General features: G+C 58.6%; 10 protein-coding genes. 6 read left to right on the top strand and 4 right to left on the bottom strand.

Translation table 11 applies throughout. From position 1 onward, the window contains the following. Positions 1-258: 258 nt before the first annotated feature. The 5 genes from WCA53_RS13040 to WCA53_RS13020 all read left to right on the top strand — a co-directional run bounded on the left by WCA53_RS13040 (position 259) and on the right by WCA53_RS13020 (position 4160). Positions 259-1188 carry a Gfo/Idh/MocA family protein gene (locus WCA53_RS13040; protein ID WP_423910506.1) on the top strand — a complete coding sequence of 310 codons (930 nt, stop codon included), beginning with the start codon at positions 259-261 and terminating at the stop codon, positions 1186-1188. A 225-nt stretch (positions 1189-1413) separates the two neighbouring features. Continuing rightward, positions 1414-2118: a YceH family protein gene (locus tag WCA53_RS13035; RefSeq protein WP_423910503.1), complete on the top strand. Its 705-nt coding sequence runs from the start codon at positions 1414-1416 to the stop codon at positions 2116-2118. A 248-nt stretch (positions 2119-2366) separates the two neighbouring features. Beyond that, positions 2367-2765 (top strand): cupin domain-containing protein, encoded by a 399-nt coding sequence (locus tag WCA53_RS13030; protein ID WP_423910500.1) that lies wholly within the window; start codon positions 2367-2369, stop codon positions 2763-2765. Positions 2766-2933: 168 nt separating this feature from the next. Then, complete coding sequence (locus WCA53_RS13025; protein ID WP_423910496.1) at positions 2934-3641, top strand: MgtC/SapB family protein; 708 nt, start codon at positions 2934-2936, stop codon at positions 3639-3641. Positions 3642-3698: 57 nt separating this feature from the next. Next, positions 3699-4160, top strand: coding sequence for a GNAT family N-acetyltransferase (locus tag WCA53_RS13020; RefSeq protein ID WP_423910491.1), 462 nt, complete (start codon positions 3699-3701; stop codon positions 4158-4160). 72 nt (positions 4161-4232) lie between these two features. Here the strand turns inward: WCA53_RS13020 and WCA53_RS13015 are convergent, their stop codons facing one another. The 3 genes from WCA53_RS13015 to WCA53_RS13005 form a co-directional block, all read right to left on the bottom strand. Then, entirely contained in the window at positions 4233-5549 is a 1317-nt protein-coding gene (locus WCA53_RS13015) for an Nramp family divalent metal transporter (protein ID WP_423910488.1), read from the bottom strand. Positions 5550-5741: 192 nt separating this feature from the next. Then, complete coding sequence (locus WCA53_RS13010; RefSeq protein WP_423910485.1) at positions 5742-6707, bottom strand: sterol desaturase family protein; 966 nt, start codon at positions 6705-6707, stop codon at positions 5742-5744. An 8-nt stretch (positions 6708-6715) separates the two neighbouring features. Next, positions 6716-7663: a beta-propeller fold lactonase family protein gene (locus WCA53_RS13005; RefSeq protein ID WP_423910512.1), complete on the bottom strand. Its 948-nt coding sequence runs from the start codon at positions 7661-7663 to the stop codon at positions 6716-6718. Positions 7664-8258: 595 nt separating this feature from the next. On the opposite strand from WCA53_RS13005, the gene WCA53_RS13000 reads away from it, so the two are divergent. Continuing rightward, positions 8259-8462 (top strand): cold-shock protein, encoded by a 204-nt coding sequence (locus tag WCA53_RS13000; protein ID WP_423910482.1) that lies wholly within the window; start codon positions 8259-8261, stop codon positions 8460-8462. A 275-nt stretch (positions 8463-8737) separates the two neighbouring features. On the opposite strand, the gene lpdA is transcribed toward WCA53_RS13000, so the two are convergent. Beyond that, positions 8738-10150, bottom strand: a complete 1413-nt coding sequence (lpdA, locus tag WCA53_RS12995; RefSeq protein WP_423910509.1) for a dihydrolipoyl dehydrogenase — start codon at positions 10148-10150, stop codon at positions 8738-8740. Between the last annotated feature and the right edge of the window lie 110 nt (positions 10151-10260).

The following is a 10260-nucleotide window of genomic DNA, read 5'->3' as shown; positions in this document are numbered from 1 at the left end:
GACACTTAAGGATTGGCGGTTTAAACGCGTTTCTTTGCTTCGTTTCTTTGCGCGTTTGCAAAGAAATGAAGTTCCGCCCCGAACAGGGGCTAACAGAAACAAGCAAGAAAATCCGACTTAAGCAGATCGACCACGTAAGCAGAAGGACTCCACCCGATCCCCACACTCGCCGCAAGTAGAACCGCCCCTCATCTCCCGCTAGCAGGTAAACTCCATGCCAAGCGCTACCAGCTCCCCCCAAAAAGGAAACAACAAGACATGAAAGAAAAAATCGCGATTGCTATCGCAGGTGTCGGCAAGATTGCCCGCGATCAGCACCTGCCCGCGCTCGCGGCGAACCCAGGCTTTGACCTGATCGCTTGCTCGAGTCGCAACGCCCAAGTAGAGGGTGTCAGGAATTACACTGATGTCGAAGCGCTGTTAGCCGCAGAGCCCACGCTGCAGGCGGTATCGCTATGCGCGCCGCCGCAAGTGCGCTTTGCCCAGGCGAAGGCCGCCCTGATAGCCGGCAAGCACGTCATGCTCGAAAAGCCGCCAGGCGCGAGCGTCGCCGAAATTGGCGTGCTCGCCGAACTCGCCCGGGAACACAAGGTCAGCCTTTTTGCTACGTGGCATTCGCGCCATGCACCTGGCGTTGAGGCGGCCCGCTCGTGGCTTGCAGGGCAGGAGATCACGGCGGTCAATGTGCAGTGGAAGGAAGACGTGCGCCGCTGGCATCCGAATCAGGACTGGATCTGGCAACCGGGTGGCCTCGGCGTATTCGATCCAGGCATCAACGCGTTGTCGATCATGACGCGCATCTTGCCGCATGCGTTTTTCCTCAAATCGGCGGAGCTTTTTGTGCCGGGAAACAGGCACAACCCGATTGCGGCATCGCTTAACTTTAACGACGCGAAAGGTACCGCGATCCGTGCCGAGTTCGACTGGCGCCACGGCCCGGAAGAATTGTGGCAGATCGAGGTCCTGACACGCGGTGCAACGCTGCTGCTCACGCAAGGCGGCAAGCAACTGCATATTGACGGGAAGGCGGTCGATATCGGCCCGGAACGCGAATATCCCGGCTTGTACGAACGGTTCCACGAACTGGTGTCGACAGGCGCCAGCGACGTCGATGTCAGCCCGCTTCAGCATGTGGCCGACGCCATGCTGCTTGGGGACCGGCATGTCATTGAACCGTTCGTGGAATAAGCGCAGCTCGGTCCCCATGCCCCATTAAAGCGCGCACCTCGCCGACTGGTTGGCGCGTTGCGCGTGACGCGACGGTTTTGTCATTGAAGCCGACGTTCAAGCGCGCGCTGGACCTCGTGTGTGCTGCGGAGATGCGCTCCGGCTATCATAGGTGGTTCAACGAGCGACTTGTGCCGGGCTCACGGCCAGGTCCAGTTCAACTAGCTGTACCTGGCGACATCACGCATGAACTCCACCTCCGATTCCTCGACACGCCCGCCGATCCGTTTCCTGACACCCATCGAGGGGCGAGTGCTGGGCGTATTGTTCGAAAAGCAGCATACGGTCCCCGATACGTATCCGCTTTCACTCAATTCGCTTGCCTCCGGTTGCAACCAGAAAACAGCGCGTGACCCGGTGATGAATGTCACTGAGGCCGACATACTCGAAGCGATTGATAGCTTGAAACGCCTGAGTTTGGTAGCAGAGGGGAGCAGTAGCCGCGTTCCACGTTTCGAACACAATTTGAACCGTGTATTTGGCGTCCCCAGCCAGGCGGCCGCGCTACTTGCTACGCTGCTCCTTCGCGGGCCACAGACCGCGGCGGAATTGCGGTTGAACAGCGCCCGTTTGCATTCCTTCGCCGACATCTCGTCGGTCGAGGCGTTTCTGGATGAGCTAAAGGCAAACGACCCGCCTCGTGTAGTGAAACTCCCGCGTGTTCCTGGCGCGCGCGAAAGCCGCTGGATGCATCTGTTGTGTGGCGAGGTTGCGCTGGACGAAATGCCGGCGCGCGGCGCAAGTGATGATTCTGTTTCGTACGACGACTTCGAGTTGCTCAAGACCGAGCAGAAACGTCTTGGCGCGGAATTGATCCGGCTGCAGGCGCTGGTCGAGCATCTGGCGGCTGAACTCGGGATCGCAATCGACAAAGGCGGCGATCAGTCGTAAGCGTCCAAGTGGGTCCGTCTTTCACTTCGGCCCGACACCCCAGAATCGCGTCGGACCGTATGGGTCGATGGCGAAGCCCTCCACTTCCGAGAGTTGAGTTGCTGCCCTGCACGGCATCGCATCCGAGTAGCAGGCCTAACCAGTTGCCGGATCGCGTACTGAAGCCGCTTCGATGGCGTACGCGGTAAAGTGGCTCACGGATCACGTTCAGACTGACACTTTCGGACTGACAAAGGAGGTGGATCCCCATGACAAATGACGCAGGCAATCAACACGGCAGCACTGTTTATAAGCCGGTCAACTTCGCGGAGAAGTTGTCGCGAATTAACGAACGCTGGTCGCCACGCGTAGTGGCCGAGATGAACGATTACCAGTTCAAGGTCGTGAAGATCGAGGGCGACTTCGTCTGGCACGACCATTCGGAAACCGATGAGGCGTTCCTTGTACTTGAAGGGAAACTGCGCATCGATTTCCGTGATGGTTTCGTGACACTGGGCCCGGGCGAAATGTTCGTCGTACCAAAGGGCACGGAACACAAACCCTACGCGGCAGGCGAAGTAAAGCTCCTGCTGATCGAGCCGCGGGGCGTCCTGAACACGGGTGGTGAAGACAGTGACCGGACGGCTCAGAACGACCTCTGGATATAAGAACGTCGCATCGAGCGGATGACCCGGCGCAACGGCGTCATTCCCCGGAATCCGTGGGGTATTGACAGTTGATGAGGTTAGAATGCCGGGCAGCGAAAAGACCTGTCCACTTAGCGCAAGTTCAACGTGCTCGGGTTCGGGGGCGAACCGTAACTCGACCACAAAGACATGACGCTCGATTTCCTCTTGAGGTTGTTTGCCGCCTTTGCCTGCGGGGTAGCCATTGGCCTTGAGCGCCAGTTGCGCCAGCGCACGGCAGGACTGCGCACGATCACGCTGGTGTCGTGCGGCGCGTGCCTCTTCGTCACGCTGGGCGTGCTGACCGGCAACGGAACGGCGGGGGTCACCCAGATCGCCTCCTACGTGGTTTCCGGCGTCGGGTTCCTGGGCGGCGGTGTCATCATGCGGGACAAAGGCTCGATCCAGGGAATCAATACGGCCGCCACGCTGTGGTGCTCGGCCGCGGTAGGTGTCCTGTGCGGGGCTGGGCATTTCAGTCCTGCGATGGCCGGAACCGCCGTCGTCCTGTTAGCGAACACGGGCCTGCGAGGGATTGGCCGTGCGATCAACGCAGCCCCGGTATCGACGGCTGACCTCGTGCGCCAGTACGTCTTCACCGTGGTTTGCCAGGAGAAGGATGAAATCAATATTCGAGCGATACTCTCGAACGCCCTGGCATCCGGGCCGCTCTCATTCGAAAGCCTGAGCAGCCGCGATTGCGACGATGAAAGGAAGCGCGTCGAGGTGACAGCGACTTTCCGTGCGCATCCGACCTATCAATTCATGCTCGAACAGCTTGCCAGTCGCCTTAGCATGGAGCAGAGCGTTTCAAGTGTTGGATGGGGGGGCCTTGACGCTGAACCAACACCCGAATAGAAAACGTACGCTTGGACGCTGCGCTTTCTTCAACGTCAGATTACATGGGGTTTTAACGTGGAACAAATCGTTTTCCGCTCTGCTCTCTTAACCGATGTCCCCGCAATCGTAGCGTTATTGGCCGATGACAAACTCGGCAGCCAGCGGGAAATTACCACCCTGCCACTCGACCCAAGGTACATCGCCGCGTTCCGAGCCATAGACGCCGATGCGAATCAGCGCCTTGTGGTCGTGGTCGACGACAACGACACGGTAATCGGCACGCTGCAACTTTCGTTTATCCCGGGGATCGCGCGAATGGGTGCATGGAGGGGACAAATCGAAGCGGTTCGAATAGCAGCACCCCAACGCGATTCAGGACTGGGGCGCAGGATGCTTGAATGGGCGATATCGCAATGCAGGTCGCGCGATTGCAGCCTTGTGCAACTGACGACCGATAAGAGTCGTGTCGATGCACAACGCTTCTACGAGAAGCTTGGTTTCGTGGCCAGCCACGAAGGCTACAAGCTTGCCCTATAGACCCTGCAAGCCGTATTAAGACTCCTTACACCCGGATTGCCTTACCGTCGCGTTAGAACGCAACGGTAAGAATCAGCTCGGCAAGCCGGGGATGTCGACCCCAAATGTTTGTAGCAGCAGGATTGCGTTCAGCGACAGCACGGCGATGGCAGCCACGATCGCGGCGCCTTTCACTATCGTTCGATTTCGATATTCGCCCATGACTTCGGTGCGGCAGGTGAACCAGAGAAGCGCGGCGATTGGAAACGGCAGCGCCAGACTAAGCACCACCTGGCTCATCACAAGCGCGTGGGTTGCGTTCACGCCATGCGCGACCACGACAAAGCTCGGGATCATCGTGACTGCACGGCGCAGCCATATAGGAATTCGAAAGCCGACAAAGCCTTGCATGATCATCTGGCCGGCCATGGTGCCGACCACCGAGCTCGATATGCCAGACGCGATCAGCGACAAGAGAAAGATTCCGGCAGCGGCGATGCCGAGCAGAGGGGCTAGCGTGTGATAAGCCGTTCCAATCTCTGCAACGTCTGGATGACCCGCGTGGAACGCGCTCGACGCCATGATCACCATCGCAATGTTGATCATTCCCGCAATCGTCAAGGCGATGACGACTTCGAAGTTCGAAAACCTGATCACCTTCTTGCGCTCCGCTTCGGTTCTTGGAAGCATACGGCTCTGGGTGAGCCCTGAGTGCAGGAACAGCGCGTGTGGCATGACAGTCGCGCCAATGATGCCGACAGCGATCGTCACCGCTTGCGCGTCGGGTAGTTCGGGCTTGAACAGGTGCAAGCCGACGCCGGACCAGGCCACGGGGGCAATGAAAAGTTCCGCCAGGTAACACAGGCCGATGATTCCGACCAGCGCGCCAATGATTAACTCCAGTGGCCTGTATCCCGCTTTCTCGAAGAACAATAAGCCGTACGTCACGACACCTGTGACGATCATGCCGACTAACAGCGGCATGTGAAAGAGCAGGCTCAGGCCGATCGCGCCGCCCAGGAATTCAGCGAGATCGGTAGCCATCGCGGCGACCTCACTCACGGCCCACATCAGGTAGACGAGTGGTGCCGGGAAATAGTCCCGGCAAAGCTCCGCGAGGTTGCGCCCGGTGACGATCCCCAGTTTTGCGGAAAGTGCCTGGAATAGCATGGCAATGACGTTGGCTAACAGCACGACCCACAACAATGCGTAGCCGTATCGCGCGCCCGCCTGGATATTGGTCGCGAAATTGCCCGGGTCCATATAAGCCACGGACACGACGACCGCCGGCCCCGCAAAAGGCAAGAGCATGGACCAGCCAGTCCGGCGACCCTCCAGCACTTCCCTCATCGCGAAGGTCGTGTTGTCGGTCAAGGATCGGACGGCTTCGTCGCGAACACGGTCATCCATTGCTTACCTCAATGCGGTTTGGGGTCAGGTTCGCCCTAGGGCGGCCGAATATCGGTTTTCCCTAGCCCATTGCAACGGTGTCCGCCATCTGGTTATTGGCACTGACCTGACTTTCCGCTATCAAAGCACATTTTTGATCGATGTGGGCTAAGCGCTGGTTTAGCTCTGGCTTAGCCCAAACGACAGCGTTCTTCAGGACTTGCGGCGTGCGCTTTTCGAGGGTTGTCGGATCTCGGACGCGAAGAATTGCAAGCCGCCAACTTGCTGGGCGATATAGCCGCCGCTTGCCATCGATTCAGGCGCGCGCCGGTCTCCCGTGGGCGGGTACTCCGCCGAAAAATCAGCCGTGCGGAACACGATGTCCCAAATCGGGAAGACGGCACCGTAGTTGCAAGAGTTGCGCCCGGCCGCACGCAGCCCATGATGCAGGCGGTGAAAGCGCGGCGAGACGATCAGCCTGTCGCCTAGCCAACCAAACGACATCCGGATATTGGCGTGGCTCAAGCTTTCGACGAAGCGCATGAACAGGAACAGCAAGGGAAACTGGAGGGGCGGGATGCCAATGGCAAGACCAATGACGCCGAACCACAACGCGGCGACCAGATCGTCCAGCAGATGATTCCGGTCGTCGGACCAGAAACTCATTTGTCGCTGCGCGTGATGCAGCGCGTGCAGCGCGTACCAGCCGCGAAACGTATGCGACAAGCGATGGCGCCAGTAATCGGCGCAATCGAGGATGAACGCGTACGCGATGAACGTGACAATCGGGTGACCGAGGAGCGGCGGTATAAGGGTCTCGAGCGTCGGCGGGATATAGCCGTGGGCGACCACGAAGCCGTTCAGGATCACCTGTGCCTGGTAGAACATGAGGAAACTCACGATCGGCAATACGCCGACGCGGTTGAGGACCGTGTAAAACGCGTCGGTCACGACAGCTTTACGATCCTTCCACTGTTCAATCGGGAAGAACGCCTCTAGGGGCCAGCATACGGCGTAGGTGACCACGACCGCGAACATCCCATAGACGCACACCAGCACCCAGTCGAAAGAGAGTTCTTCCCACTGCATCCAGCCGAAATGGTAGAGCAGGGGTAAGACGAGGTACTGATCGATCTCGCCGGCAAAAGCGTTAAACAGCCTGTCGAGAAATATAAGCATGACGCTTCCTACAAAGTTTCAGCGGTGACCAGACCCGCTCGGCTCATTTCCGTCGTGAGGAAAATGCCGTGTGGAGAGCGTCCTACGTCGATCGTGTCATAAGCGCCGGTTTGCGGGTCCAGCACTGCCACCTGTTCGCGAAAGCGCAGCGTAATCCATAGCTTGCCATCGGGCGCGACGCCAATATCGTCCGGTCCAGCGGCGTGGAAGGGATACGTGCGACGCACCGCAAGAGTCGTAGGATCGAGGGCCACCAGCGAGCCTCCAATGCGGTTGGACACGTAGAGCGTGCTGCCGTCGGGCGTGAGGAAGATGTTGTGAGGGCCGATTCCGGTTTTCGCCGTCCGCAGCACCTGTCCGGTTACCGGGTCGAGTTCCACCACATGATCGGTTCCCATCACGCATACGAGCACTTTTCCATTGTGCCAGAGCACGCCGGCCGGGGTTGAGCCCACCTTCGTCTTCCAGCGGATCGCCATGGTGGTGAGGTCAAATGAAACAACCGTTCCAGATCCCTGCATGGAATTGAAGCTCCAGCGGGAATCGGGCGAGAAATCCAGGTGGCTTGGCATTGACCCTGGCGAGAAGCGCTTGACCAGGCTCAGGTCCACGGCGTTATAGACATCGACATAGTCGAGCCGGAGCGCGTTGACAACGAGGTAGCGATGATCCGGCGTGAAGCCAAGCTGATAGGGGTCGGCAATGGTCTTGTGACCGATCGCAGTGGCGGTATGCGGATCGACCACGAACAGCGCGTTGCCGCTGGCGTCGGCGATATAGAGCTTGTTGCGGTCCGGCGAAAGCGCCCAGTGACTGGGTTCGCGCAGTGTCGGCAGCGTGCGGATAACTTTGCGTGACGCCATGTCGATCACCGAGACGCTGGCTTCACCGGAATTCATTACGATTGCGAGCGATGGAGGAGCCGCCGCGTTGGCGACACCGGAACGAAGCGCCATAAATGGCGACAGACTCAGGCTCAAGGGAATGGCAAGGCCTCGGCCAAGCACTGCGCGACGTGAAAGCTTCATGGAAGTATAGGTTAGGGACAAGCCATTTATTTTGGGGGATGGGCTAGGTCTTAAGCAAGGAAGAATCGCGTGTAGAGGCAAATGGAGCGTTATATCGGCGAAATTTCCGTTCGATGTTCGAATCCAGCGCGCGCAGGCACGTCTAGGGCGGCTCCCTAGCGTCTGCTCAATCATATGAACAATATGGACAAGGGCGTCAACAGCCGCTACGCAGGTGGTTGTCGAAGGGGCATGGTCTTATCGATCAATGCAGTCGCAGCGCGGTCGCTGAGTGCCGGGTTATCCAATCCCTTTCGCCTGTCCGTTGATCCGGGACTCATCAAGAACTGCGAACGTATTTTACGGAGAAACTTGATTGGCTCGATGCCGTAACCGTAGAATTAGAGTAATAGACATGGATATTCGACCCGACACAGCGAGCAAGATTGCGCAGATTTCTCGCAGGTCGCGTCAAAACGAATTTCGCAGCGCGGTCGCGCTGCGTAACCGCCGCTCAGACGGCACCTCTTGACTGGAAAAAATGATGGCAACTGGCACAGTGAAATGGTTTAACGACGCAAAGGGCTTCGGGTTCATCACGCCGGACGAGGGCGGTGATGATTTGTTTGCCCACTTCTCGGAAATTCGCTCGGAGGGCTTCAAGACGCTACAGGAAGGGCAGAAGGTGAGCTATGAATCGAAGAAGGGGCCGAAAGGACAGCAAGCGTCGAACATCCAGCCGTTATAAGTGCCCGTTATAAGAGTCGGATTGCCCTAGCAATCTGACTCGCCCGCCAGCCGCGCGGGCGACCGCAGTTGCAGCGCGGTTTCCAGGCGCCCGATGCGGGCGTCTGGAAACTCTTGTAGCCGAAAAGGTTGCGACCGCTTGTCTGCTAACCCGCACGTTGACGCCTTAAGCGTCAAGCTCCGGGGCTCGCGTATCAAAAGAAGGTCATTGCGCCGACGTATTGAGTAGGAATCCGAATGATATCCGAATGACACGCAACCCCGATTCTCTTGGCCTTACATGTTGAGTGCTCGCTTTTGCACAGCAAGGGCGGCCTCCCGCATGACTTCCGAGAGCGAGGGATGGGGATGGCTGATTATCCCGATGTCCTCGGACGCAGCCTTGAACTCCATCGCAACCACCGCTTCGGCAATCAGGTCGGAGGCGTTTGCCGAAATGATATGAACGCCCAGCAACTCGTCAGTGGTGGCATCTGCAATCATCTTCACGAAGCCGACTGTCTTGCCGATTCCCATCGCACGGCCGTTCGCCGACATCGGAAACTGGCCGGTCTTGATCGCGCGGCCGGAAGCCTTGAGCTGCTGCTCGGTCTGGCCGACCCAGGCGATTTCGGGCTCGGTGTATATCACCCACGGAATGCAGTTGTAATCAATGTGGGGCTTCTGCCCGTCGATGATCTCGGCGACCATCACACCTTCATCTTCCGCCTTGTGAGCGAGCATCGGTCCGCGCACTACGTCGCCTATCGCGTACACGTTCGCAATACTTGTCGCGCAGTGCTCATCGACGGGGATGAAACCGCGCTCGTCGACCTGTAAGCCAATTGCGGCGAGATCCAGTCCATCCGTGTTCGGGACGCGCCCAATCGACACGATCAACCGATCCGCGTTAAGCGTCTGGGCGGCACCCTTGTCATCGGTGTAGGCGATTGAAACGCCCTTGTCAGTGATCTTCACTTCGCCAATATTTACGCCGAGCACGATGTCGAGCCCTTGTTTCTTGAATTGCTTCGCGGCTTCCTTGGCGAGCGAGTCATCGACGGTCGCAAGGAAGGTCGGCAGCATTTCTAGCACCGTCACGTCGGCTCCAAGGCGACGCCAGACCGAGCCCAGTTCGAGTCCGATGACTCCGCCTCCTATGACGGCCAGCGTCTTCGGAGCCGAGTCAAACGACAAAGCGCCTTCGTTGTCGGACACAATTTTATTGTCGACTGGCACGCCGGGCAGATGGCGCGCCTTCGAACCCGTCGCAACGATGACATCTTTGGCGGTGTACGTTTTTGCTTCGCCTTCTCCACTGACTTCGACGCGGATATTCCCTTCGGCCTTTCCGGCGAACTTCCCGTGCCCCTTCAGCCACGTGATCTTGTTCTTGCGAAACAGGAACTCCACACCGCCGGTTATCTTTTCAACGATACCTTCCTTGCGGCCGATCATCTTGGCCAAGTCGAGCGTCACATTCTCGACGCCGACACCATGATCGCTCAGGTGGTGCACCGCGTTTTCATATTCCTCCGACGAGGCCAACAGTGCTTTCGACGGGATACAGCCGACGTTCAGGCACGTCCCGCCAAGCTTCGGTTTGCCGGCAGGGCTCTTCCATTGCTCGACGCAAGCAACCGATCTGCCGAGCTGCGCTGCGCGGATGGCCGCGATGTATCCTCCGGGGCCTCCGCCGATGACGATCACGTCGAAGTCCGCAGCGGTTCCCGCGTGCTCGGTTGTGGGTTTCGTTGCGGGCTTCGACGCAACGGCGGGCGCTGGCGCTGGCGCTGGTGCTGGCGCTGGTGCTGGTGCTG

It is taken from the genome of Caballeronia sp., from assembly GCF_049581465.1.
Lineage (GTDB): Bacteria > Pseudomonadota > Gammaproteobacteria > Burkholderiales > Burkholderiaceae > Caballeronia.
Note: the sequence above shows the minus strand (reverse complement) of the source record. Positions and strands in the feature narration are given on the sequence as shown.